At 32.2% G+C, this 25,632-nt stretch carries 21 protein-coding genes; 7 read left to right on the forward strand and 14 right to left on the reverse strand.

Features of this window, described 5'->3' with window-relative positions; all coding sequences use genetic code 11:
- Positions 1–23: 23 nt before the first annotated feature.
- Complete coding sequence (locus B4N66_RS07180) at positions 24–566, reverse strand: porin family protein (RefSeq protein WP_291093530.1); 543 nt, start codon at positions 564–566, stop codon at positions 24–26.
- Between the two features lie 179 nt (positions 567–745).
- On the opposite strand from B4N66_RS07180, the gene B4N66_RS07185 reads away from it, so the two are divergent.
- The 3 genes from B4N66_RS07185 to xerD all read left to right on the forward strand — a co-directional run bounded on the left by B4N66_RS07185 (position 746) and on the right by xerD (position 2,974).
- Entirely contained in the window at positions 746–1,276 is a 531-nt protein-coding gene (locus B4N66_RS07185; protein ID WP_291093532.1) for a porin family protein, read from the forward strand.
- A 113-nt stretch (positions 1,277–1,389) separates the two neighbouring features.
- Positions 1,390–2,001, forward strand: a complete 612-nt coding sequence (locus tag B4N66_RS07190; RefSeq protein ID WP_291093534.1) for a porin family protein — start codon at positions 1,390–1,392, stop codon at positions 1,999–2,001.
- Between the two features lie 76 nt (positions 2,002–2,077).
- A complete protein-coding gene (xerD, locus tag B4N66_RS07195) occupies positions 2,078–2,974 on the forward strand; it encodes a site-specific tyrosine recombinase XerD (protein WP_291093537.1) in 897 nt (298 codons plus the stop codon).
- Between the two features lie 125 nt (positions 2,975–3,099).
- Here the strand turns inward: xerD and rny are convergent, their stop codons facing one another.
- The 3 genes from rny to B4N66_RS07215 all read right to left on the reverse strand — a co-directional run bounded on the left by rny (position 3,100) and on the right by B4N66_RS07215 (position 5,470).
- The gene (rny, locus tag B4N66_RS07200) at positions 3,100–4,665 is read right to left on the reverse strand and encodes a ribonuclease Y (protein ID WP_291093539.1); all 1,566 of its coding nucleotides are present in this window, start codon (positions 4,663–4,665) and stop codon (positions 3,100–3,102) included.
- A gap of 214 nt (positions 4,666–4,879) precedes the next feature.
- The gene (locus tag B4N66_RS07210; protein WP_112084614.1) at positions 4,880–5,173 is read right to left on the reverse strand and encodes a cell division protein ZapA; all 294 of its coding nucleotides are present in this window, start codon (positions 5,171–5,173) and stop codon (positions 4,880–4,882) included.
- 6 nt (positions 5,174–5,179) lie between these two features.
- Complete coding sequence (locus B4N66_RS07215; protein ID WP_291093544.1) at positions 5,180–5,470, reverse strand: hypothetical protein; 291 nt, start codon at positions 5,468–5,470, stop codon at positions 5,180–5,182.
- Positions 5,471–5,659: 189 nt separating this feature from the next.
- Here B4N66_RS07215 and B4N66_RS07220 point away from each other — a divergent pair, with 189 nt between their 5' ends.
- Genes B4N66_RS07220 through B4N66_RS07230 form a run of 3 tightly spaced genes read left to right on the forward strand, consistent with a single transcriptional unit; the run spans position 5,660 to position 10,600 of the window.
- Positions 5,660–7,360: a M23 family metallopeptidase gene (locus tag B4N66_RS07220; protein WP_291093547.1), complete on the forward strand. Its 1,701-nt coding sequence runs from the start codon at positions 5,660–5,662 to the stop codon at positions 7,358–7,360.
- A 9-nt stretch (positions 7,361–7,369) separates the two neighbouring features.
- Positions 7,370–9,835: a TonB-dependent receptor gene (locus B4N66_RS07225; RefSeq protein WP_414654099.1), complete on the forward strand. Its 2,466-nt coding sequence runs from the start codon at positions 7,370–7,372 to the stop codon at positions 9,833–9,835.
- Positions 9,836–9,877: 42 nt separating this feature from the next.
- Positions 9,878–10,600, forward strand: a complete 723-nt coding sequence (locus B4N66_RS07230; RefSeq protein ID WP_291093549.1) for a hypothetical protein — start codon at positions 9,878–9,880, stop codon at positions 10,598–10,600.
- Here the strand turns inward: B4N66_RS07230 and B4N66_RS07235 are convergent.
- Genes B4N66_RS07235 through B4N66_RS07265 form a run of 7 tightly spaced genes read right to left on the reverse strand, consistent with a single transcriptional unit; the run spans position 10,597 to position 17,141 of the window.
- Positions 10,597–11,298, reverse strand: a complete 702-nt coding sequence (locus tag B4N66_RS07235; protein ID WP_291093550.1) for a hypothetical protein — start codon at positions 11,296–11,298, stop codon at positions 10,597–10,599. The genes B4N66_RS07230 and B4N66_RS07235 overlap by 4 nt on opposite strands.
- A gap of 38 nt (positions 11,299–11,336) precedes the next feature.
- Complete coding sequence (locus B4N66_RS07240) at positions 11,337–11,507, reverse strand: hypothetical protein (protein ID WP_248433306.1); 171 nt, start codon at positions 11,505–11,507, stop codon at positions 11,337–11,339.
- Between the two features lie 38 nt (positions 11,508–11,545).
- Positions 11,546–13,393, reverse strand: a complete 1,848-nt coding sequence (locus tag B4N66_RS07245; protein ID WP_291093552.1) for an ABC transporter ATP-binding protein — start codon at positions 13,391–13,393, stop codon at positions 11,546–11,548.
- Positions 13,393–15,120 carry a phospho-sugar mutase gene (locus B4N66_RS07250; protein WP_291093553.1) on the reverse strand — a complete coding sequence of 576 codons (1,728 nt, stop codon included), beginning with the start codon at positions 15,118–15,120 and terminating at the stop codon, positions 13,393–13,395. The genes B4N66_RS07245 and B4N66_RS07250 overlap by 1 nt, the downstream gene beginning before the upstream one ends.
- A gap of 4 nt (positions 15,121–15,124) precedes the next feature.
- Positions 15,125–15,613, reverse strand: a complete 489-nt coding sequence (locus B4N66_RS07255) for an ORF6N domain-containing protein (RefSeq protein WP_291093554.1) — start codon at positions 15,611–15,613, stop codon at positions 15,125–15,127.
- A 40-nt stretch (positions 15,614–15,653) separates the two neighbouring features.
- Entirely contained in the window at positions 15,654–16,613 is a 960-nt protein-coding gene (locus B4N66_RS07260) for a glycosyltransferase family 2 protein (RefSeq protein WP_291093555.1), read from the reverse strand.
- Entirely contained in the window at positions 16,614–17,141 is a 528-nt protein-coding gene (locus B4N66_RS07265) for a DUF4199 domain-containing protein (RefSeq protein ID WP_291093556.1), read from the reverse strand.
- Positions 17,142–17,373: 232 nt separating this feature from the next.
- Between B4N66_RS07265 and B4N66_RS07270 the strand changes: the two genes are divergently transcribed.
- Complete coding sequence (locus B4N66_RS07270; protein ID WP_291093557.1) at positions 17,374–17,625, forward strand: type B 50S ribosomal protein L31; 252 nt, start codon at positions 17,374–17,376, stop codon at positions 17,623–17,625.
- Between the two features lie 70 nt (positions 17,626–17,695).
- Here B4N66_RS07270 and B4N66_RS07275 read toward each other — a convergent pair whose 3' ends face one another.
- From B4N66_RS07275 to B4N66_RS07285, 3 genes are all read right to left on the reverse strand, one after another.
- Positions 17,696–19,483: an SPOR domain-containing protein gene (locus B4N66_RS07275; RefSeq protein ID WP_291093558.1), complete on the reverse strand. Its 1,788-nt coding sequence runs from the start codon at positions 19,481–19,483 to the stop codon at positions 17,696–17,698.
- 154 nt (positions 19,484–19,637) lie between these two features.
- On the reverse strand, positions 19,638–20,555 hold the full coding sequence (locus tag B4N66_RS07280; protein WP_291093561.1) for an alpha/beta hydrolase: 918 nt from the start codon (positions 20,553–20,555) through the stop codon (positions 19,638–19,640).
- Positions 20,556–20,557: 2 nt separating this feature from the next.
- The gene (locus B4N66_RS07285) at positions 20,558–25,624 is read right to left on the reverse strand and encodes a T9SS type B sorting domain-containing protein (RefSeq protein ID WP_291093563.1); all 5,067 of its coding nucleotides are present in this window, start codon (positions 25,622–25,624) and stop codon (positions 20,558–20,560) included.
- Positions 25,625–25,632 lie beyond the last annotated feature (8 nt).

Below are 25,632 nucleotides of genomic sequence, written 5' to 3' on the forward strand. Positions count from 1 at the left end.
ATATGGTTTAAAATTTTAATTGGTTAGAATCGATAACCTAGTGAAACCTGAATCACTCTGTTTTTAACTTCTGCATCTTTTGAAGCTTCGGTTAAACCAACTACATATCTTGCTTGTGCAAAAATATTGTCAGTAATATTCAAACCCAAACCACCAACTGCAGCAAAATCGAATGATTCTGATTCAAATTGATCCCCAACATTATCATCAATTAAAAAGGAGAATTGCGGTCCGGCTTCAACACTCAATCTATCTGAAATTAAATAAAATTTGGCTAATACAGGTACAGTTAAATAATTAAAGTTAATGTCGTCAAACGATTCACTTTCAACTTTAGCACCTTGTGAAGAATATAATAATTCAGGTTGAAGAGCAAAGTTCTCAAACACTTTTAATTCTAACAAAGCACCAAAGTGAAAACTTGTGTAGGTTTCTAAACCTTCTAAACCATCTCCTTCAAGACTGGCAAAATTGGCTCCGGCTTTTACACCAAATTTCAACATTTGAGCATTCGATTGGGTTATCCCAATAATCATGAATGCGATAAAAAAAAGTAGCTTTTTCATGTTTTAATAATTTAGTTGATATATATTGATAAAACAAAATTATAACAAATTTATTATTAAATATATCGAGATTGTTACCAAATAGTTGTTGATAAAATTGTTGATAACTGAAATTTGACCAATAATTACTTACAATAAGAGTTTATAATTTTGTATTATAACTTTAAAACAAGTAAAACATGAAAAAAATCATTTTATCTATTCTTGCTGTTGCAGCATTTGGGACTGCAAATGCTCAGGAAATTAAATTTGGTGTAAAAGCCGGAGCGAACTTCTCTAACTTCACGGGAGATGCTGAAACTGATGGTAGAACTGGTTTCTATGTAGGCGGTTTAGTAGACATTGGTATTTCAGATAAATTTCATGTACAACCTGAGTTACTATACTCTATGGAAGGTGCAGATAGCGATGGAGTTGATTTAGGTGTAAATTATTTGAGAGTTCCAATTATGGCTAAATATTACCTTACTGAAGCTTTGAATCTTCAAGCTGGTCCTTCTGTAGCATTTAAAATCGGTACAGTTGAAGAAGATTTTGACGATGCAGTAAAATCAATAGATTTTGGCTTAGGTTTAGGTGCAGCTTATGAGTTGCCAATGGGATTGTTTTTTGATGTGAGATATAATTTAGGTTTAGCAAACATTAGCGAAACAGATGCTGTTGATGTTAAGAATACTAACTTCCAAGTAGGTTTAGGATATAGATTCTAATAATTTAATTGAATAAATAAAAACCACGCTTTATGCGTGGTTTTTTATTATTATATAGTTTGTAGTATTTTTTTTATTATATATTTGCACTCAAATTTTAAAAATATAAAAAAATGAAAAAACTTATTTTTGTTGGAATTACTGTTTTAACATTTGGTGTTACTAGTGCTCAAGATGTTAATTTTGGTGTTAAAGGAGGTTTAAACGTTACAACTTTAACAGGGGATATAGAAGACCTTGATCCTAAAATTGGTTTTCACGTTGGAGGTTTTGCAGAGATTAAATTAAATGAAAAATTTGCAATTCAGCCTGAATTATTATTTTCTACTCAAGGAGCTAAAGCGGAGTACTTTGATGATTTTGATGGATTTAATGTTAAAGTTGAAGAAAATTTAAAATTGAATTATATCAACTTGCCAATCATGGCTAAGTATTTTATTACTGAAAAATTTAATATCCAAGCTGGACCTCAGGTTAGTTTTTTGATGAGTGCAAAGAATGAAGTAACTTATTCATTCGAGGGAGAGTCTGATTCTGAGGAATTTGATATTAAAGATGATACTAAGGCTATTGATTTTGGATTTAATTTAGGCTTAGGATATAGTTTTACAGATAAACTTTTTGCTGAAGCTCGTTATAATTTTGGTTTGTCTAGTATCCCTGATGATTCTGATGTTGATGTTAAAAATGCAGTTTTTCAAGTATCTTTTGGATATAGATTCTAATTTTAGAATAAATATAAATTTTAACCACGCCTTCTGCGTGGTTTTTTTATTCCTATAATTTGTCGAACTTTGAAACATGAATTGGCAAACGTATATCAAAAGTTTTCAGTCGTATTTAAAAATTGAAAGAGGTTTATCGCAAAACACCATCGATAATTATTCTTTTGATTTGTTACGTTTAAGGCAATTTTTGGATGAAAATTCTATTTCTAAAAATCCAATAACTATTGGTGAAGAAGAGATTCAACAATTTATTTATGCAGTTTCCAAAGAAGTTAATCCGCGTTCTCAAGCTCGTATTATTTCCGGTTTAAAAAGTTTTTTCACCTATTTAATTTTTGAAGATTATCGTGCTGATAATCCAATGGAATTAATTGAAACTCCTAAAATAGGTAGAAAGTTACCCGATACTCTTTCCGTTCAAGACATTGATGCCTTAATTGCTGCTATTGATTTGTCTAAGGATGAAGGCGAACGCAACAAAGCTATACTTGAAACTTTGTACGGTTGTGGATTGCGTGTTTCCGAATTAATCTCACTTAAAATTTCCGATTTATTTTTTGACGAAGGTTTTATCAAAATTACAGGAAAAGGTAACAAACAACGTTTCGTTCCCATTGGAAGTACAACACAAAAATTTATTGAGTTATATAAAAATCATGTTCGTACTCATTTAAACATTCAAAAAGGGCATGAAGATACGCTATTTCTCAACCGAAGAGGAAAGCAACTTACCAGAGCAATGATTTTTACTATTATTAAAGATTTAGCCGTAAAAATCGAATTAAATAAAGCGATTAGTCCGCACACATTTCGTCATTCCTTTGCTACGCATCTTTTAGAAAATGGTGCCGATTTGCGTTCCATTCAATTAATGTTGGGACATGAATCGATTACTACTACCGAAGTGTATGTGCATTTAGATCGAAAACATCTCACTCAGATTGTAAATAAGTTTCATCCGAGGAAGTGATTGCCGTTGTTGGTTGTCTGTTTTCAAACTTTGTATATAAAAAAATGACCTACATTTCTGCAAGTCATTTCTATAAATTTATTTATTTCTTTTCGTAAACGGAAATCAAACAACCGACAACGTTATTACTTCGCAATATTCACCGCTCTTGTTTCACGAATTACAGTAATTTTCACTTGTCCCGGATAGGTCATTTCCGTTTGAATTTTTTGAGAAACCTCAAAGGAAAGTTTAGCCGCTTGTTCGTCTGAAACTTTTTCGCTTTCTACAATCACACGTAATTCACGTCCGGCTTGAATAGCATACGCACTTTTCACACCATTAAATCCAAAAGCAATCGCTTCTAAATCTTTTAAACGTTGAATGTATGAATCTAAAACTTGACGTCTAGCACCAGGTCTAGCACCAGAAATAGCATCACACACTTGAATAATTGGTGAAATCAAATATTTCATTTCAATTTCATCGTGGTGAGCTCCAATCGCGTTGCAAACTTCTTCTTTTTCACCGTATTTTTCAGCCCATTGCATACCTAAGATAGCGTGAGGTAATTCACTTTCAGTATCAGGTACTTTACCAATATCGTGTAAAAGTCCGGCACGTTTAGCTAATTTCACATTCAAACCTAATTCTGCCGCCATGATTCCACAAAGTTTTGCAACTTCTCTGGAGTGTTGTAGTAAGTTTTGACCGTAAGAAGAACGGTATTTCATTCTACCTACCACTTTAATCAATTCCGGATGTAAACCGTGAATACCTAAGTCGATTACTGTTCGCTTACCAACTTCAATGATTTCATCATCAATTTGTTTCGTCGTTTTAGCAACAACTTCTTCAATTCTGGCAGGGTGAATACGACCGTCGGTTACTAATTTATGTAAAGCTAAACGAGCAATTTCTCTTCTAACAGGGTCAAAACAGGAAAGAATAATCGCTTCAGGAGTATCATCAACGATGATTTCAACACCGGTTGCAGCTTCAAGAGCACGTATATTTCTTCCTTCACGACCAATGATTCTACCTTTTACATCGTCCGATTCAATATTGAAAACAGAAACGCAATTTTCTACTGCTTCTTCTGTTCCAACACGTTGAATGGTGTTGATAATTACTTTCTTAGCTTCTTGTTGAGCAGTTAATTTAGCTTCTTCAAGCGTATCTTGAATATGAGCCATTGCTTTAGTTTTAGCCTCAGCTTTCAAGCTTTCTACTAATTGTTCTTTGGCTTCTTCGGCAGATAAGCCGGAAATAACTTCTAATTGTTCAACTTGACTTTTGTGTAGTTTTTCAACTTCTATTTGTTTTTTGTCAAGAATTTCGATTCTGTTATTGTAATCGATAATTTTTGCGTCAAAATCATCAGCTGATTTTTTAGCTTTTGCTAATTCACTTGAAACTTGTGATTCTTTGTCGCGAACTCTTTTTTCAACTTCAGCAATTTTTTTATCTTTTGATAAAATTTCTTTTTCGTGTTCCGATTTTAATTCTAAAAACTTTTCTTTTGCTTGAAGTAATTTGTCTTTTTTGATGTTTTCAGCCTCTACTTTTGCATCTTTTAGGATGGAAGCGGCTTCTTTTTTTGCATTTTTTATAAGATTGGAAACATTGCTCTTTTCAATGACTTTTGCGATAGCAAAACCCGCTGCAAGACCAACAATTCCGGCGATAATAAGTAGTAATGTACTGTCCATTTGTTTAGGTAAGGTTTATATATAAAAAAAGCCTACATTAGGTGATTGTATAAACTCGTTATGACAAGTTTTGAGCTAACTCACTGTTCAAGGATCCCACTACAAGGTGGGCATGCTATAGTAATGAAGATTTGCTCATTCTAAAATGTTAGTGTTGAGTTTATCAAATAGAAACTAATGTAGGCAGTATCTTAATTAATGTGTAAGAACGTATTTATTTTTCCAGATAATTGGCTAATAAATCATTTATTTTTTTCAGTCTTTCTAATGATTCCTGATTATCTTCCGTTTTTTCGATTTGTTTTTGCTCTAATTGCGAGGCAAACTGCAAAGCACACATGGCTAACACGTCTTGTTTGTCTCGCACAGCATAATTTTCTTCAAATTGCTTAATCATTACATCAATTTTTTTGGAAGCACTTCGTAGTCCTTCTTCTTGTGTGGGTTCAACCGTTAACGGATAAACTCGGTCTGCAATTGATATTTTAATTTTAAGCTTTTCGTTCATGCTGTATTAATCAGATAACTGTGCAATACAGTAATCAATTTCACGAATTAATGAATTTATTTTAAGCTTCGTATCTCTTTTATTTTCGTCACTGCCTAATAATGAATTGGCTATTTTGAGTGTTTCATACTTTTTCTTCAAACCTTCCATATCGGCGGCTTGTTTTTGTATAGTTGTGGTAGAATTCTTCAATTCCTGCTTTAATTCCTGAACAGTTGTCTCTAAACTTTGCATTTTGCTAATCAGTTTGGAGAGCCTATTTTCAAGAGAATCAACAATTTCTACCATTTCACTCATAGGAGCATGTATTCATTACACGAGTTACAAAGTTAGTATTCCTAAACGATTAACGCAAATAAAAAAAATAAATTTTGTTTTCATTTTTATTTTTGAGATAAAGTCAAGTAAATCAGTAAAATATTGATTTTTTTTGAATTTGGTTTGAATTTTGTATTACATTTTTTAAATTAGCAAAAATTCAAAGCCATGAAATACATTCTTTACATTCTATTATTTGCCCCAATTGCGGTTTTTTCTCAAAATCAATATCCAAAAGAAGATTTTATTCCACCGTTGGATATTCCACTTTCACTATCGGGAACGTTTGGCGAATTGCGTTCAAATCATTTTCATTCCGGAATAGATTTTAGAACCCAACAAAAAGAAGGATTAAATGTAATAGCCGTTGCTGATGGTTACGTTTCTCGTATTAAAATATCCACTTTTGGTTATGGAAAAGCAATTTATATTACACATCCAAATGGTTATACTTCCGTTTATGGACATTTATTGAAGACATCTTCCAAAATTGATGATTATTTAAAAAAACAACATTATGCTTTGGAAAGTTTTGAAATTGATATTTTTCCGAAACCGGAAGATTTAGTTGTAAAACAAGGAGAAATTATCGCTTTGTCAGGAAATACTGGTGGTTCCGGCGGACCTCATTTACATTTTGAATATCGTGATTCAAAAACAGAAAAAATTATTAATCCATTCTTTTTCGGATTAGATAATAAGGTAAAAGATACTCGAATTCCGGTTATCAATGAAATTGTTGTTTATCCGTTAAGTGAAGATGGTTTGGTAAATCAATCACAAATTCCAATACAAATTCCGATTTCTCAACAAAAAGACGGAAGTTATTTGGCTACAAAAGTTTTGGCAAAAGGTGAAATTGGTATTGGTGTAAATACATACGATCAATCGGATAATAATTATGGTAAAAATGGCGTGTATAAAATTAGTTCGACGTTAGATGGAAAACCTTCGTTTGAAATTACATTTGATACATTTAGTTATGACGAAACCCGATACATCAATGCATATATTGATTACAACCGTTTCAAAAAAATGAATCAGCGAGTGCAGAAATTATTCTTAGCCAAAAAATATCCGTTGAGTTTAGTTTCTTCCAATCAAAACAATGGAATTATTAAAGTTGGAAATAATCTTTCGCACAATTATAAATTGGAAATTTCCGATTATCATGGAAATAAAACAACAGTAACGATTCCGATTCAATATTCAAATTTGCCGGTAAAAATTCCTAAAAAAGAACAAAAGACAAACTATTTCGTAAAATCTTCCAACGATTATAATTTTACGAAAGATAATATTTCGGTATTTATTCCGGAAAATACATTTTATGAAGATTTTTATTTGAATTTTGATGTAAAAGACAATGTGCTGACTTTGCAAGATGATGCAACTCCGGTTCATTCCAATTTGAATATTACGTTTCAAAATGATTCAGTTCCGGCAGAAGAAAGAGAAAAATATTTTATTGCTACAATAAAAGGAAGCAAAATAACCTATAATTCTACCAAAATTAAAGAGAATGTTTTTATCACTTGGACTAGAAATTTAGGACAATTTCAATTGATAAAAGATTCGGTTGCTCCACAAATTAAATCAGTTAACTTTCAAGAAGGAAAGTGGTTAAGTAAGCAAAATGATCTTCAATTTACGATTTCAGATGATCTTTCCGGAATCAAATCCTATAATGGTTATTTGAACGAAAAATGGATTTTGTTTGACTATGATTATAAAAGTAACAAGATTGTACACGATTTTTCAGATAACATCGTTATAGAAGGACGAAACGAATTAAAGATTGTGGTTGTGGATAATGTCGGAAATTCTACTATATTTGAATCACATTTTTTTAGAAGTCAAAAACCTTAAATTCATCTTTTGAAAACAAAACAATTTATAGTGGCATTGATGCTTTTTTGCATCGGATTTGCAGCAAATGCACAAACAGCCAGAATAAAAGGAATCATTTTAGATAAAAATAATAATCCGGTTGAAGGTGTAAATATCAATTACCAAGATAAAGGAACTACCACGAATGTGAATGGTTTTTATGCCTTAACGATTCCTGCAAACCAAAAAATAACGCTTGTTTTTACGCATGTTTCTCTAAAAAAAGCTACTCTTAGATTAGAATTGAAAACCAATGAAGATTATGAATATAATTTTCAAATGAGTGATTCAGAAGATTTATTAGGTGAAGTAATTGTTACAGCCGGAAACAGAAAAAGGGTAGAAGGTATTACGACGATAGAACCAGCAGTAATAAGAACAATTCCGGGAGCAAATGCCGGAGTTGAAAATATATTAAAGTCATTGCCAGGTGTGAATTCCAACAACGAATTAAGTACACAATATTCCGTTCGAGGTGGAAATTATGATGAAAATCTCGTGTATGTCAATGAAATAGAAATTTATCGTCCTTTTTTAATTCGTTCCGGTCAGCAGGAAGGGTTGAGTTTTACCAATACCGATATGGTGCAAAATGTTGACTTTTCTGCCGGAGGTTTTCAGGCAAAATATGGTGATAAATTATCATCTGTTTTAGATATCACCTACCGCATTCCAACTCGTTATGCCGCCGCTTTAGAAGCCAGTTTTTTAGGCGGAAGTTTAACCTTAGAAGGCGTAAGTAAAAACCAAAAATGGGCGAATATAACAGGTGTTCGCTACCGAGATAACAGTTTATTGGTGAATAGTCAAGAAACGGAATCTAACTTTCGACCAACTTTTACCGATGTGCAAACGTATTTGACCTACACACCGAATACGAAATGGCAATTTGGATTTTTAGGAAATGCTTCTCAAAACAAATATAATTTTGAACCGCTCACTCGTCAAACTAATTTTGGAACGATTGACGAACCAATTGCACTTCAAATTTTTTATGACGGACAAGAAAAAGATCAGTATCAAACGTTGTTTGGAGCATTAAAAACGTCTTACAATATAAATGATAACAATACTTTAAAGTTCATAGGATCAGCTTATCACACCCAAGAGCAAGAACATTTTGATATTTTTGCTGCCTATTTTTTAGGAGAAGTTGATAGCAACATCGGTTCGGAAACATTTGGCGATGTAAAATTCAATCGTGGAATCGGAACTCAATTGAATCACGGACGAAATGATTTAGATGCATTAATTATCAATACAGAAGTAAAAGGTTTTCATAAATTAAATGAAAATACCATCGAATGGGGAGTAAAATACACCAAAGAAGATATTCGTGATCGTTTAGTAGAATGGGAAGTGATTGATTCTGCAGGATTTTCCATCAATCCACCACGTGATTTTCCTGTAAACGACCAACCTTATAATCCGTATGTTGGTCCTTTGGTTCCTTTCCAAAGTGTTCGAGCTACGAATTTCACAACAATTGATCGTTTTTCAGGTTATGCTCAATGGAGTAGAAAATCGAATTTAGGTTCTAGTGAAGTTTGGTATAATGCCGGAGTTCGTATGCATCAATGGCAAGTTTCCGGTGATGATTTAGATGGAAAGAGTCAGATGGTTTTTAGTCCAAGAGCACAATTTGCAATTAAACCGCTATGGGTAAAAGATATGGTTTTTAGAGTTTCTGGAGGATTATATCATCAACCACCTTTCTACAGAGAACTTCGCGGATTTGACGGACAGGTTAGACCTAATGTGAAAGCCCAACAATCAATTCATTTTGTGGCTGGTAATGATTACAGTTTTAAAATGTGGGACAGACCATTTAAACTTGTGAGTGAGTTGTATTATAAAAATTTGACTGACGTAAATACCTATACATTAGACAATGTACGAATTCGCTATATTGCTGACAATGAGGCGGAAGCTTATGTATATGGTCTTGACATGCGTTTAAACGGTGAATTTGTTCCCGGAACCGAATCATGGTTTAGTTTTGGCTACTTAAAAACCGAAGAAAATTATCAAGACAAAGGCTTTATTGCTCGACCAACCGATCAACGTTTGAAGTTTGGCGTTTTGTTTCAAGATTATGTTCCGAATATTCCAAGTTTAAAAATGTATTTGAATTTGGTTTATAACACTGGTTTACCGGGTGGTTCGCCTTCCTATGCCGATCCGTATGATTATCAATTGCGTTTGAGAGATTATCGCAGAGCAGACGTTGGTTTTCAATATGTTTTAACCGAAAAAAATGAGCTTAGACCAAACGGTCATTGGCTAAAACGTTTTAAAGATTTATCATTAGGTTTAGAGATATTTAATTTATTTAATAATCAAAATGCTATTACAAACACTTGGGTTAGAGATGTTTATACAAAAACGCAATATGGTGTTCCAAATTATATGACTACTCGAGTTTTTAATTTGAAGTTAACAGCGAGGTTATAATCTGATTAAATTTTATATCTTTGAAACATAACTCTATTTTGTATGCGTTTCAATTTCAATTATAGTTTTTTGGTGGTTTTGGTTTTATTCAGTTGCAAAGAGCAAGAAGAAGAAAAGCCTAAAGTTATCTATGAAGAGTCAGCAACCAAGGTGGAAGCCAAAGTTGATACCACTCAAATTAGAGTAGCCGATCTTCCTGTTAATATGGAAGGTACGTCTTATTTACTTCATCCGGTGGGTGAGGTAAGGGTTTATGACACCAAATCTAAAATGAGTTATGGTTCATCAAGTACAAGTCGTGTGAGCTATGCAGTTTCGAATTATAATCGTTTTGAAATTACCGGTTTTTTAAAAAATATTTATATTCAACATATTGATTCAGTGAATTCTAAGCCATTGACAGATAAATCGATGGTGATTCAAACGGCGACGTATTTGAATACGTTTGCTCAAAAATCAAAGAAGCATATTTTAGTTTATTCTATTTCGGATATGGATACCAATCGAGATGGGAAATTAGATGCTAATGATATCAGATCGCTTTATATCAGCGATATTTCAGGAGATAATTTTACCAAAATTACACCCGATTTTCAAGAGTTAATTGATTGGAATTTAATGGAAGTAAAAAACCGTTTATACTTTAGAACGATTCAAGATTCCAATAAAAACGGAGATTTTGATAAAGATGATGCTGTTTTCTACTACTTTATAGATTTGATGGATGCAGAATGGAAATTAAACGAATACAAACCATTCAATTAAATCAGAATATCACTTTCTAAATCTGATTTTTCAATCGTAAAATTAAATCCGAGTTGTTCCATTAATTGAATAACTAAGTTTTTATACCAGTTTTCTGATTTGGGATGAATGTAGATTCGTTCAATTAATTGATGAATATCTACATCGATTTTCACACCATCATTTACAGTAATATTATTTGGGGTTACATCCGAAATAATTCGAATTTCTCTTTCATATTGAAAACTTTTTCGTTTGAATAAGAAAGGAAAGAAAGTATCATCAAACGGAATGTATTCTTTTTTATAATCGATATAATTTACTTCACCAATAAACTGTTCAGTTTTTCTTTCGGGTTTCAAAGCTTCTTGTAAACGTTTTACTGTAGATTGAATTGCTAAACCTTCATTATTTTTGGTAAAAATCTGCCACATGGCAAACGATTCGTATTCGTTTATATGCCAACTACTGATGACAATTTTCTCACGATGCGACTTGTAATAATCTAAAAACTTCGGATTGTTTTCGGCAATTTTTCGAATTTCTTCGTAAGTGGGTTCGCTAAAAGTTCCTTCATATTGGTCTTCAAATTTATCCGATCGCGACATGAATAATTTTTTCGAAAGCAACAGATCCAAAAATTTAGACAAATCCAAGTATTTCCATACAATCGTATCTTGATCTGCGGGAAGAATTATATTTGGATTATGAATGTACATTTTGGATTTTTAGATTGTTTGATTTTTAGATTGATAGATCATTCTTTTTCTTTAGGAAATTTTGTTGAATATTGTCCTGCAGTATAGCCAGCTAAAATTAGAATAAAACTAAATTTCCCAAGCAAATCCAATTTTTCAAAATGAATCATTGCATAAAGGAATATTCCGGCAATTACCATGAAAATAATTGTGAAAGTTGTTCTTGTCATTTTTTGTTTTCTATATTTTAAAACTCGCAACTTTTAATCTATTCAAACGACTGCATCATTACTAATTTAGAATACATTCCGTTTTTGGCCAACAATTCATCGTGCTTTCCTTGCTCGACTATTTCGCCTTTTTGCATTACCACAATCAAATCTGCTTTTTGAATAGTAGAAAGACGGTGAGCAATGACTACTGAAGTTCTATTCTGCATTAACTTTTCTAATTCAATCTGAACAATTTTTTCACTTTCGGTATCCAAAGCGGAGGTTCCTTCATCCAATATCATAATCGGAGGATTTTTCAAAACAGCACGAGCAATCGAAAGACGTTGTTTTTGTCCACCGGATAATTTTCCACCTGCATCACCAATGTTTGTGTTTATTCCTTGAGGTAAAGCCATTACAAAATCATATGCATTTGCGATTTTTAAAGCGGATATGATTTCTTCGTCGGTTGCGTCATGTTTGCCTAAAAGAATATTGTTTTTGATAGTATCATTAAACAGAATTATATCTTGAGAAACTAATCCCGTTAAATTCCGTAAAGAATTCATTGATAAGTCTTTTATGTCGATGTCGTCAATTTTAATTGAACCATCATTCACATCATAAAAACGAGTAAGTAAATTGGCAATCGTACTTTTTCCACTTCCGGATTGACCTACCAAAGCGACGGTTTTTCCTTTTGGAATATGTAATGAAAAGTTTTTCAGAACAATTTCATCTTCATATTTAAAGTTAATATTTTCTATACGAATACTATCATCAAAAGAGTTTTTATAAACGGCATTTGGTTTATCAGCTATTGTATTTTCCACTTCCAATACATCAAAAACTCTTTCTGCTGCTGCCAAACCGGTTTTAACTTGATATGAAGCTTTCGAAATTGCTTTTGCAGGAGTTAAGATGTTATAGGCTAATCCCATATAAGCCAAAAATTTAGAACCTTCTAAAAGGGGAGTTCCATCAGCCAATTTATCTACTAAGACCATGTTGCCACCATACCATAGTAAAATTGCAATGACTAAAATACCCATGAATTCACTTAAAGGTGAAGACAAATTATTTTTTTTGCCTATACTGTTGGTTAATTTATATAATCGCTGAATAGAATCGTTAAACTTTGCTGTAAAATTTTTTTCCGCATTATAACTTTTAACAACTTTCAATCCACCTAACGTTTCTTCAACAATTGAAATTAAATAACCATTTTCATCTTGAGCTTTTTTTGATTTTGCTTTAAGACTTTTACCTATTTTTGAAATAATAAATCCGGATATAGGAATGAAGATGAATACAAAAAGTGTTAATTTAAAACTAATAGCCACCATTGCTCCAATTGTAAAAAGAATGGTCATTGGTTCTTTAACAACTAATTCTAAAATTGAGAAGAATGAATTTTTTACCTCATTCACATCATTTAACATTCTTGCCATTACATCTCCTTTTCTTTTTTCAGAATAGTATGAAACCGGTAAGTCAATTATTTTATCAAACATTTTATTTCTCAAATCACGTAAAACCCCATTTTTAAGCAACAATAAATGGTTTAGAGCTAGATAGTTAAATAAATTTTTTAATAAAAATGTAGTTATAACAATACAAACCACTAATAACAATGCATACTGAGCTCCATTTTCTTCAGTTAACTTGGTAATATAAAAGTATAAATAATCTTTTCCGAAGCTTGTAATTTCCCAAATTGAAGTAAATTTTGGTTTTACAACTACTTTTTCTGCGTCTTTGAAAAGCACATCCAACATTGGAATTAAAGCGATGAATGAAAGTGTACTAAAAAGAGCATAAAAAACATTGAAAATAATATTCCATACCACATTGGTTTTATATGGTTTTAGAAACGGAATTATTTTTTTTAAATTTTCATCCATTATTTTAATTGCATTTCTGCTACAATATTTTTAATTTTTTGATCTAAATTAGCTTCCACTTTTTTGAAATTATCTATGGAGTCCAACGGTTCATTCACACTGAAATAGAATTTAATTTTTGGTTCAGTTCCGCTTGGGCGAGCACAAATTTTAGTTCCGTCTTCCAAATAATAAATCAATACATCCGATTTTGGAATGTGTAACGGTTCAATTTCATTGGTAAATAAATTCAAAACAGTTGAATTTTGATAATCTTCTACACAAACTACTCGTTGTCCATTAATTTCTTTCAAAGGATTTTCACGTAAATCAATCATCATTTGCTTGATTTCATTGGCTCCTTCAATTCCTTTTTTGGTTAATGAAATTAAATATTCTTTATAGAATCCAAAATCAACATACAAGTTTAAAAGTTCTTGATACAACGTGCTTCCGGCGGCTTTTGCTTGAGCAGCTACTTCGCAAACGAGTAGGGTAGCGGCAATGGCATCTTTATCGCGAACGGCATCGCCCACCATGTAGCCAAAACTTTCTTCGCCACCGCCAATGAATTTTTGGTTTGGAAAATCTTTAATCATTTTAGCAATCCATTTGAATCCGGTCAACCCAACTTTGCATTCTACACCATAACCTGATGCAATTTCTGTCATCATTGGTGTTGATACAATTGTAGAACCGATAAATTCATTTCCGGTGATTTTGCCAGCACGTTTCCATTGTTCCAATAAAAAGGCGGTCATGATGACCATGGTTTGGTTTCCGTTTAATAACGTCATTTTTCCTTCAGAATTTCGAACGGCAATTCCTAATCGATCTCCATCAGGATCGGTTCCAATGACAATATCAGCATTTATTTTTTCGGCTAAATCGGTTGCCATTAATAAAGCTTCCGGTTCTTCGGGATTTGGTGATTTTACGGTTGGAAAATTTCCATCAGGAACTTCTTGTTCTTTCACGATATTGACATCCGTGTAACCTGCTTTTGCCAATGTTTCAGGAACTAATGTGATTGAAGTTCCGTGTAGCGAAGTGAAAACGATTTTTAAATTTTCTTTCGCCGCTTTTGGCGTGTTAAAGCTAGCGTTTTCAATAGATGATTTGATAAAAGCTTGATCCACTTCCGTATTAATATATTCGATTAAATCTTCGTTAGCAGAAAACTTGATTTCGCTGTATTTTAATTCTTCAATCAATTTGATGATTTCCTCATCTTGTGGCGGAACTAATTGTCCGCCATCTTGCCAATATACTTTGTATCCATTGTATTCCGGCGGATTGTGTGATGCGGTTAAAACAATTCCGGCATGACAGTTTAAATATTTTAAGGCAAACGATAAAATAGGAGTAGGTCGCAATGCCGAAAATAAATACACTTTAATTCCGTTGGCCGAAAAAACATCAGCAACCACTTTGGCTAATGTATCGCTATTATGACGGCAATCATAGGCAATCACGACTTTGGTTTGTTCGTTTGGAAACGATTTTAAAATATAATCGGAAAGACCTTGCGTGTTTTTTCCAAGTGTATATTTATTAATTCTGTTGGTTCCAACGCCCATAATTCCTCGCATTCCACCCGTTCCGAATTCTAGATTTTTATAGAAACTTTCTTCTAATTCTTTTGGGGAAGAAGTCATCATTTCTTCGATTATTTTGTGGGTTTCTGCATCAAATACAGGAGATAACCATTCGTTTACTTTGTCTAAAATGTTTTGTGGAATATGCATAATTTTATTTTTTATATCCAATTTTATTTCGTTCTTTCGATGAAGTTGAATTTTCTTTATCCATCAAAAAATTTAAAATTTTATAGATGTCAGGAAATTGCTTTTCTATTTCGGTTATTTTATCATTTAAATCTTTGTAATTCAGTGCAAATTGCCTTAGTGAAACAAATGTTCGCATAATAGCAATGTTTATAGCGATGGCTTTATCAGAATTTAGAACGCTTGAAAGCATGGCAACTCCTTGTTCTGTAAAGGCAAAAGGCATGTATCTTATACCTCCTCTTTTTGAGGTCACAAATTGTGACCTCAAATTTTCAAACTCTTCTTTGGTAAGTTCAAACATAAAATCATTTGGAAAACGATTTATATTTCGTTTGACAGCTTGTTTTAGAACTTTAGTTTCGATTTCATACAAATCGGCTAAATGAAAATCGAGCATTACTTTTTGACCTCTTAACTCGATAATTTGTTGTTGAATAATTTCTAATTTCATAATTATGGCGTTTATAAATTTTAAATGGCTTTGATGTTTTTTAGTTCATATTTAATTCGTTTGAAATTTTATAATTTTCGTTTGATTCTTTGTTTCGTAAAATAATTTCGCCTAAAAATCCGGCTAAAAATAATTGTGTTCCAATAATCATAGTGGTAAGCGAAATGTAAAAATACGGACTATTTGCCACTAAATCATAGGGTAAATCGTTATACATTCTGTATAATTTTGAAATTCCGATATAACCAGCAGAGCCAAATCCGATGATAAACATCAAAACACCCCAAGCACCAAAAAGATGCATTGGTCTTTTTCCGAAACGGGATAAAAACCAAATTGTGATTAAATCGAGGAAACCATTTATAAAACGTTCCATACCGAATTTGGTTTCGCCATATTTTCTGGCTTGATGCTTTACTACCTTTTCACCAATTTTAGAAAAACCGGCATTTTTGGCCAAAACAGGAATGTAGCGATGCATTTCGCCCGAAACAACTATGTTTTTTACGACAAGATTTTTGTATGCTTTTAAGCCACAGTTGAAATCATTCAATTGAACTCCAGAGGTTTTTCGGGCAGCCCAATTAAATAGTTTGGAAGGTAAGTTTTTTGAAACGATAGAATCATATCTTTTTTTCTTCCAACCGGATACTAAATCGAAATTTTGATTTAAAACTAAATTATATAATTCCGGAATTTCTTCAGGATTGTCTTGTAAATCAGCATCCATTGTGATTACAACATTGCCTTGTGCTTTTGCAAATCCGGCATGAAGAGCTTGCGATTTTCCGAAGTTTTTTAGAAAACGAATAGCTTTTACGTTTGGATTCTGTTTTGATAGTGACTCAATTACATTCCATGAATTATCAGTACTACCATCATCAATAAAAATGATTTCGTAGCTAAAATTATTGGAATTCATGACAAGCACAATCCAATCATGAAGTTCTTGAAGAGAATCTTCTTCGTTAAGTAATGGAATAACTATGGATAAATTCATTTATTCTTTATTCGCAGGAGTTTTAAAAATTAAGGCAACTAACAGACCTAAAACAGAATAGAAAACAATCATAAAAAAATAAGATTGGATTTGAGGCCAAGGTCCGAAATTGTCTTTATTTTCAATTTCCGTAATTGCTTTGTTGATATCAGCGGCGGGAACATTAAATTTAGCCATCATATCACGTGTCATTTTTACAATGTTATCGGTAATAACTTCCTTTGCTTCTGGATCAATTACATTAAATAGTAGAATATTATATAAAACGTATAGTGCCATTCCAATTATAATTGGTAATATAAAACTCAAAAAAGCTTGTTTGTAAGTCATTATACCTTTGAGAAGTTTTTTATTGATAATTGAAGTATAGATTCCAAAACCAATTATAATAACAAAATTGACTATTCCAACCCAAGTGCTTGTAAATAATGATAAATCAACCACATACATGATGGTGGTAAACAAAACTAAAATTATTCCTAAAATCAAACCGTAAGTTGAACCGTTTTTTTTGATAGTGTTTTCCATAAATTTAATATATTTAATGTACAAATATAGTAATATTACAAATATGGTAAGGAAAATCAAAGTTTAAAAGAATTTAAAAAAATGTATTTTAAAGATTTGAATATTAAAAAATAGTTGTAAATTTGCACGTTCAAAAAAGTATAAACAAAAAGTTGTGTCTCGTTTATACCTTTTCAAAATGAAAAGCCGCAAAAAGAAGCACAACCATTAATAAGAAAAAGATTTACACAAAATGAAAAAAGGAATTCACCCAGAAAATTACAGATTAGTTGCTTTTAAAGACATGTCTAATGAAGACGTTTTTATCACTAAATCTACTGTTGAAACAAAAGAAACAATCACACACGAAGGAGTTGAATACCCAGTGTTCAAAATGGAGATTTCAAGAACATCTCACCCATTTTATACAGGTAAATCTAAACTTATCGATACTGCAGGTCGTATTGATAAATTCAAAAATAAATATGCAAGCAGAGCTAAATAAGTTCTCGCTGTTAATCATAAAAAAAATCCCGAGCAATCGGGATTTTTTGTTTTTAAGGATTTTGTAATTTTTACAAAATTGTTCCTGTTGATGTATTGACTAACATAATCCATAATTCATCAGTGTATTTTCCTTCGGCATTTGAATAATAGAATTTGATAGCATCAGACCAAGTTCCGAATTTTCCAATATAAACACTCTTTAAATTAGTGGTTGGATTATATAAAATTTGAGCATCTAACCCTTTCTTTTTCAATTTAGCTTCAAAACGCTCTGCATTATTTGGTTTTCCAAAAACATTGGCTACAACATAATATCCTTTGGGTTGATTTGGAATTAAAACATCGGCTCCAGGTAAAACCGTAATTCTTTTTTTGGTTTGAGTTTCACCAATTTCGGCATTCATTTTTTCACTTTCTTTAATCATGTCGCGAATACTGTAAAATTTAGTTTCAGCTGCTTTGACAGATTCGTCTGCTAAAAGTTTTTCCATTTCTGCTTTTATTTCTTCCTGAGTTAATTCGCTGTTTTTCTTTTCATATGCATTATTGACAATTGTTTGTTGTGTCGAGTCCGGTTGAGCGATTTCAGTCACCGCTTTTTCTTCATTCTTAATTACATTCGATGGCATCGCATTAGTTAACATTTCAGAAACAGAAGGTTCAGCAATTTTAGACGTAGTTTTAGCACTCGAAATTAATTGTTCCACTTCACTTTCAGGATCTTTTACTTCTACATTAAAAGCACTGAAAAACATTGAATATCGATCGCCAGATGATTTTAATTTTAATGAAACCTTTGTGCTGTTATTTTGAATAACACTATTGTCTTGATTGTCAATAGGAATCAGAAAAGTGTCATAGCCCAACGTATTTAAACTATTTGGTTTTCTGTTTTCAAAATAAGAATCGTTGATAACAATCGTACTATTGAAGAAATTATCAATTGGTTTTAAGGAATGACTTAATAAAGTGTAATTTTTACTTTCTCCGGATTTAATTTCCAATTGGTCGCCCACTAAATTTCTATCTCCTTCTAAAACTGATCCGGCTAATTTTGCATTTACTTTTCCTTCAGGAAGAGTGCTGAATCCTGAGTATAAAATTTCAACAGGTCTAGCTGTAATTCCCACAAAGCCATCAAATGAAGTGATAAATTTACCTGTTTCAGTCTCATCTTCATACACTAAAAATAATGTCCAACCACCTGCAACACCACCACTAATTATACCTTGTGTCGCTCTAATATTGGCAATTGTATATTCACCATTTGGATTTTGAAGTGATTGAATGTGTTTTGTAACATCCGCATAAACCGCATAAGGAGCACTTTCTTTGAAATTTTTAATGTTTAAACCATCAAAAATAATGTCACCATAAATATCGATATACTCATTTTGACCGGGAAGTTTTAATTTAATTTCATTAACTGAAGCTCTGTTGTTATCTACAGCAACATAATTCCATTTTTTATCTCTGATTCCGGAGTCATATTTATAAGTAGCCGACCAATATAATCCTGCATATTTAATTTTTTTTGACGATGAATTTTCTAAATTTAATTCAGCCGAACTTGAACTAAATGTTAACTCATCATTATCAATATCGATGTAATTCATTTCAAATTGGTCATTTAATTTTGCAATTTCTGAAATGTCATTATAAGGGTCTGAAGTAGAATTTCTATTGTCTTTTCGATTGACAATTGTATTTGAAATTACTGTCATATCGCCTTTTACATAAGATTGATATCGAACTTTAAAAGGAACGGCTAGTTGGGAATAACTATTTTCACTAAAAAAAAAGAATAATAGTACGATGCAAAATCCAATTTGATTTAGTTTAAAAATATTTTTCATGCTGCGGATAATTAGTTGAAATTTAATTAACTAAATTAACCATTTAACATATTGGTATTCTATTAGATTGTTTAATTTTTTTAACATTCTTATTTAATAACTTTTTTAAACAAGAAGAATGTTTATAAACAGCAATTAAAAATCGTTTGCTTTTTTATTTTTTGAGCAAAAATTCCATTGGAATGTGAAGTCTTTTTTTCCAAGCATTTTCAGAATGATTTTCACCTTCAAATTTTTTAGTTATCCAGTTTTCGTTAGTAAATCCCTTAGACTGCATAATTTCATCAACTTTTGCTTGTAGAGGAGGATATAGTGCATCTAAATCAACTGTACCGTAATCGAAATATATTTTAATGCTTTTAGGATTAGGTAGTTTTTCTTTTAAATAAGTATAAAAAGATTCAGGAATCGGATTATTTTCAACTTCAAAAGTTCCCGGCCAATGCGTTGATATGCATGCAGCCCCACCGAAAACATCTGGATATTCACAAACTGCATACATCGAAATTAACCCACCCATACTGGAACCAGCTATAAAAGTGTTTTCTTTGTTTTGAAATGTAGAATAAGTATTGTCAATAAAAGGCTTAAGTTCTTCTACAATAAATTTCAAATAATTATCAGAAGTCGGTTTAAATTCTTTAGACATGCCTATTTTTTCTAATGACTGACCTACTTTTTCTTTTTCATCTTTGGATAAGCTTTGATACGGTTTTTGAGGAAAATATTCTTGATGTCTATTTTCTTTTGTATTCCAAATACCAACAACAATGGTATTTTTTATTTTTCCTTCACGAATGAGTTGAGTTAAACATTCATCAACACCCCATTCTGATTGATTAAAAGTTATAGTGGAATCAAAAAGCATTTGTCCGTCATGCATATACAAAACAGCATATTTCTTTTTTGGAGAATAGTGTTGCGGAAGCCAAACACCAACATTTCTGGGTTGCACATTTTTTGAGGCAAAATTTTCGTAAATTTCCACAACACCATATTTTACATTTATTTTTTGAGCAGTAATTACATTAAAACTCAAACAGAAAAATAGTATAAAGAGTAATTTACTCATGATTATCTTTTTAAAGAAAAATGACCTTTTGCTGCTCTGCCATCTTCAAATTGGATTGAATACCAATAATCATCTGCAGGTAGAGGGCTTCCGTTATAGGTTCCGTCCCAACCTTCACCCGTTGTGCCAATTTGTTTGATTAATTTTCCAAAACGGTTGAAAATATAAATTATAGAATTGAAGTTATATTTTTCATTTGCACCTCTAATTTTCCAAGTGTCATTATAACCATCTCCGTTTGGTGTAAAAAACTTAGGAACTCCAAGAACAGCAATTTCTTGTTCTTCGATTCCGCAACCATTCAAATCTTTTACATAAACGGTATAGATTCCGGCAATCACATTTTCAAATATGTTTGAAGTTTGATATAATCCGTTGGCTGAATCTAAACTATAAACATAATCACCTGAACCACTTACAAGAACAGTAACCGTATTGTTTTCCACCAAATCAACCACAACTATATCATCAAAAGTGGCGGGTTGTGAATAAACAATTTCAATTATTCTTTCTTGCTCACAGCCAAAAGAATTTGTAACAATCACTTTATAAAATCCATCTTCATCAACAGTTAATTCATAATTTGTTTCATTCACAATAATTAGATCATTTCGATACCATTGATAAGTAAAATCCGAAACATTTCCTTCTTTTAAACCGGCATCAAATGTAATAGCATCAACGCCAAAACATATTATTTCTGTAAAACCATCTTCTAACTGCGGTAAAGGATGGACAATAAAATTGATGTTTGCGGTGACTGAACAACCGGCATTAACTGAATTTGTAATAACGGCCGTAATAGTTTGTGATCCTGTTTCAAATGTTGTTGGTAATGGATTAATTTGCACACCGTCTTCATCAAAATAAGTCACGATCATTCCGGTTTGATTTCCTAATAATACACTTTCAAAGCTGGAGGTATCAAAACCAAAAGAATCATCTTCTAAACCATCCACATCACAACTAATTTGATCAAGAATCGGGTTTGCAATAAATGGAAGTTTATCAACTACAAAAGTCAAAGATATTTCTTCTGAACAAGGACCATCTGGGGCTAAAGTAGTTGCGTTTGTTACAACAATTTTGATGGTTTGCGAGCTTGTTAAAAAAGGATTTGGTAACGGACTTGGTAGCGGAACATTATTTTCATCAAAATAGGTTATAACAAAATCACTTGGATTTTGGGTTCCTAATAAATCAGCAACGACGGAAGATGTATCAAAAGGAAATTCTCCATCCTGATCATCGTCACATTTAATTATAGTCGGAATTTGATTTAATGTTGGTAAAGGTTCTACTGTTAATTCGATAAATGGACCTAATCCATAACATGCATTGTCTAAAGTGCTTTCGACCCGAACCCAAATTTGTTGAAAGTTTGGTGAATCGGTATTTCTATAACTACTAATATTTATAATTTCTAACGAATTCCCATTTTCATCGACTTCTGCCAAAGCATCGGCTTCTGTTTGATAATATTTTATGGTAAATGGGGTAGAAGCAGGTAAAATCCCATTCAAATCGTTAGTAACACTACTAAAATCAAATGTGGAAATTCCATCTCTATCATCGTTAGTAGTATCAACAAAATCATCACATTTGGCAAATGTTCGTAAAAAAGTATTCGGAATTTGTGTAGCTGAAACAAAAACATTAATTCGTCCCACTTCGTGGCAACCGAAATTATTTTCAACACGAACCCAAACAGTTGAGTTTCCTGTGTTGTAAGCTAATGGATTTGTAATTTGAAATGCAGCATCATTATTTTCTGCCGCTATTTCCGTTGTGAAATAACTAAACGTTTCATTGGCAAAATTTGATGAAATCACATCATTTTTTTGAAGCAGGTTGACATCAGAAATCCCATCATTACTAGCATCGTTGTCACATTGAACAATTGAAATGGGAGAAGTTAAAACCGGTGTTGGGTTAATTGTGAGTACGGCATCATCAGAATTTAATCCACAACTGTTACCAATTCGGTTTAAAACTACCCGATAACGATAGTTATTCATTGAATTAACTGCTCCATTAATTTGCAAAATATCGGAAGCGGTTCCTGAATAGGTTATGTTGTCATTAATATTATTCCAATTTATACCATTATCAGAACTCATCTGCCATTGATAACTATCTGAAATTGTTCCGATTACTGTAAAGGAAGTATTTTCAAAATTACATGTTATTTGATTGCTAGGTTGTGTAGTAATTTCAATTGGAGCAGCAATAATATAATTTTGATTTGGTGTGGTATATCCTCCTGCACTTAAAACAACTCCGTTTGCATCAACAGAAATAGAGGTGTCGCCTAGTAATCCATTACCGTTTACATCTGTAAATCCTGCTTCAATCACGTCATTACATAAATCGCCATCACTGTCTAAGGATATATAATTTGCTATTCCATCTGCATTTGTATCTACGATGTTATAATTTAAAATTCCACTATTAGAGCTGGTTTCTAATGAAGAAAATAAACCATTTGTGCCGAAGTTAGTGCCATCAATCCTTCCATTAAAATCAGAATCCGGTGCATTTGAACCTGATTCTACTATGTCAAAAATACCATCATTATCGCTATCTAAATCTAAATAATCTGGAATTCCATCTCCATCTGAATCAACTGGAGTTAATCCAAGTCCGTAGGCATCACTTATTCCGTCATTATTTAAATCATCTGAACTATAGGCTACAAAATTTTGGCCTTGAGCTTCAATATTATCAGGAATACCATCGTTATCGCTGTCTAAATCTAATGAATCTGGAATACCGTCTCCATCAGAATCTTTAGGAACACATGTGGCAATAAATTTAAAAGTTGCTTTGGATGAGTTTTCAGAGATGTTTTCGTGTGTGATCGATATAAAATCAGTTAAATAGACCATGAATTTAAATGTTCCTAAACCTGCAGCAAGCGGAATAGCATTATTTAAACGGAAGCGTATTTGAAATGAGGAATATTCGGTTACATCACTTTCAAAAATTCCGTCATAATTGGTGTCAACTAGCAATTGTCCATCAGGATTCAGTAAAGTTATTGTTTTGTTAACAGATGTTTGAATGATAAATTCTCCCGTTGACGAAAGTAAATCAGCGTTATTTGCTGTTAAAACATATTCCATTGAAAGGCTGATTGGTTGTGCAAAATCCAATCTATATGAAACAGAATTGTCTTTTCCGTTTGCAGGTTGAGTTACAAAATTTCCTTCATTATCTCCAACAAAAGGTTGTGCAACAGCAACTCCGGGACCATTTGTTGTAACTGTTCCGGTGAATGTATTAGAATAGTTACCAACTATTAGTGAACCAGCCGCTGTGTTGCTTAAGTTGATGTTTTGATTACCAAATGATTCTGTGCAATTGGCTATACCATCATTATCTAAATCTTGGTCAAGATTGTCATTTACACCATCATTATCAGAATCTATTGGGCAGTCGCTTACCGGAATTTCATCTGAAATCAACGTTATATTACATTCAGAAACTGTAGCTGAAAGATAATATAATCCGGGTTGTGTAGGAGTGTATTCAGGATTGGTTGCACCCACTATTGGGTTACCGTTAAAATACCATTGATAGGTATCAAAAGGTGATAATGTATTTATTGATAAATTTACATTAGGTATACAATTTGACGAGTTAATATCCAAACGTTCGAATGATATTTCAGGTTTAAATGTAAATCCGGAATAATATCCGCCATACGTTGCAGCATCATTGGATCCAAAATAGGATAGATAAAGTTGTTTGGTGGCAAATACAGAAATATTACCTGTAAAACCAGTTAATTTATATGTAATATAATTAGAGTTTCCCGTAATTGTAAAAGGGCCTTGAACAGTTATTCCCCCCGGTAAGTTGTTCAATAAATAATTTGTACCATTAATAATAAACTCCAATTCAGCTCCTGTTTCTGTTACTATATTTATACCACTATTGGTTGTGTAGGATATGTTTCCAATTAAACTAATCAGTGGAATATTATCTATAATTTTAGGTGTTTGACAACTCAATGGCGGAACAAAATACATTTCTTGATTGGCTTGAGAATTACCTCCAACCCCTTGATAGGCAAATACATTTTTTGAAGTATTGACATATAAGTTTCCGTCAACACTATAATTACTTCCATTGATTGCAATATATTCTCCTGCATTTAATATGAAGTCTGGTGCAGAATTTCCGTTTAAATAAACTTCAGTATTATCTTCATGTGCAACAATCAAGGGTCTTTCTGTTAGGTTTTCTCCAAAACCTCTAACAAAAATATATTCATTCCCTGTTCTTTCAGCCGAGACAATTTGGTCAAATCCTAAATCTAAATTATTATCAATATTTCCGTTTGTACCTGCAAATGAACCACAATTTACAGTAATCGGTTTATCTGAGCTTACTAAAGAACCAATTAGCCCGTCTCTATTAGCAAAGTTTGGACCCGTTGTGGCCAATGTGAATGATTGACCTCGATTTAAAATAATATCAGCTGGGTTATTTCCAACACCCGCATTATTAATTAGTTGCACACCCGGTTTTATATCACTGAATGAAACAGTTGTGTTGTTTTCGGTTGCTAAAATGGAAATAAATGTAAGGTGATTATTAGTATATCCGCTTGCACTTAATCCGGTATTAATTAGAGCACCAATTCTAAATTGGGTTCCTAATCCTGCCAAGCCTTTTGAAACTAGTCCTCCCGCTTGAAAATTTTGAGTTGATGCAGTTACTCTAACTGCTACATAAACTTGATCTTCAGCTTCTATAATGAATCCTTTATTGTTTAAAATGGAGTTTACATTTGCCGGGGTTACTTGCAATTGTGAATTTGTTCCAAATCCAATATTATACACATATGGATTATTTCTTGAAACGGTACCATTAACAATTCCTCCACCCAATAAATTGATAGTAAAATTAATAGGTGTAGGACTTGGTGAAGAAATATAAATATATTGGTTTTGAATAGGCTGCGAGTCAGAACCACAAATTGGTGGGATGTAATGTGTTTTACTAAATTGTCCAAAACAATTCAATGTAAATAACAGAAAAAATAGAGCAATTTTTTTCATTTTTCTTT

Origin of the sequence: Flavobacterium sp. UBA2787 (assembly GCA_002352205.1) — a bacterium.
Classification (GTDB): Bacteria; Bacteroidota; Bacteroidia; order Flavobacteriales; family Flavobacteriaceae; genus Flavobacterium.

Coding starts and splice junctions, on each gene's coding strand:
- B4N66_RS07180 (WP_291093530.1), bottom strand. CDS start 566: ATGAAAAAGCTACTTTTTTTTATCGCATTCATGATTATTGGGATAACC.
- B4N66_RS07185 (WP_291093532.1), top strand. CDS start 746: ATGAAAAAAATCATTTTATCTATTCTTGCTGTTGCAGCATTTGGGACT.
- B4N66_RS07190 (WP_291093534.1), top strand. CDS start 1,390: ATGAAAAAACTTATTTTTGTTGGAATTACTGTTTTAACATTTGGTGTT.
- xerD (WP_291093537.1), top strand. CDS start 2,078: ATGAATTGGCAAACGTATATCAAAAGTTTTCAGTCGTATTTAAAAATT.
- rny (WP_291093539.1), bottom strand. CDS start 4,665: ATGGACAGTACATTACTACTTATTATCGCCGGAATTGTTGGTCTTGCA.
- B4N66_RS07210 (WP_112084614.1), bottom strand. CDS start 5,173: ATGAACGAAAAGCTTAAAATTAAAATATCAATTGCAGACCGAGTTTAT.
- B4N66_RS07215 (WP_291093544.1), bottom strand. CDS start 5,470: ATGAGTGAAATGGTAGAAATTGTTGATTCTCTTGAAAATAGGCTCTCC.
- B4N66_RS07220 (WP_291093547.1), top strand. CDS start 5,660: ATGAAATACATTCTTTACATTCTATTATTTGCCCCAATTGCGGTTTTT.
- B4N66_RS07230 (WP_291093549.1), top strand. CDS start 9,878: ATGCGTTTCAATTTCAATTATAGTTTTTTGGTGGTTTTGGTTTTATTC.
- B4N66_RS07235 (WP_291093550.1), bottom strand. CDS start 11,298: ATGTACATTCATAATCCAAATATAATTCTTCCCGCAGATCAAGATACG.
- B4N66_RS07240 (WP_248433306.1), bottom strand. CDS start 11,507: ATGACAAGAACAACTTTCACAATTATTTTCATGGTAATTGCCGGAATA.
- B4N66_RS07245 (WP_291093552.1), bottom strand. CDS start 13,393: ATGGATGAAAATTTAAAAAAAATAATTCCGTTTCTAAAACCATATAAA.
- B4N66_RS07250 (WP_291093553.1), bottom strand. CDS start 15,120: ATGCATATTCCACAAAACATTTTAGACAAAGTAAACGAATGGTTATCT.
- B4N66_RS07255 (WP_291093554.1), bottom strand. CDS start 15,613: ATGAAATTAGAAATTATTCAACAACAAATTATCGAGTTAAGAGGTCAA.
- B4N66_RS07260 (WP_291093555.1), bottom strand. CDS start 16,613: ATGAATTTATCCATAGTTATTCCATTACTTAACGAAGAAGATTCTCTT.
- B4N66_RS07265 (WP_291093556.1), bottom strand. CDS start 17,141: ATGGAAAACACTATCAAAAAAAACGGTTCAACTTACGGTTTGATTTTA.
- B4N66_RS07270 (WP_291093557.1), top strand. CDS start 17,374: ATGAAAAAAGGAATTCACCCAGAAAATTACAGATTAGTTGCTTTTAAA.
- B4N66_RS07275 (WP_291093558.1), bottom strand. CDS start 19,483: ATGAAAAATATTTTTAAACTAAATCAAATTGGATTTTGCATCGTACTA.
- B4N66_RS07280 (WP_291093561.1), bottom strand. CDS start 20,555: ATGAGTAAATTACTCTTTATACTATTTTTCTGTTTGAGTTTTAATGTA.
- B4N66_RS07285 (WP_291093563.1), bottom strand. CDS start 25,624: ATGAAAAAAATTGCTCTATTTTTTCTGTTATTTACATTGAATTGTTTT.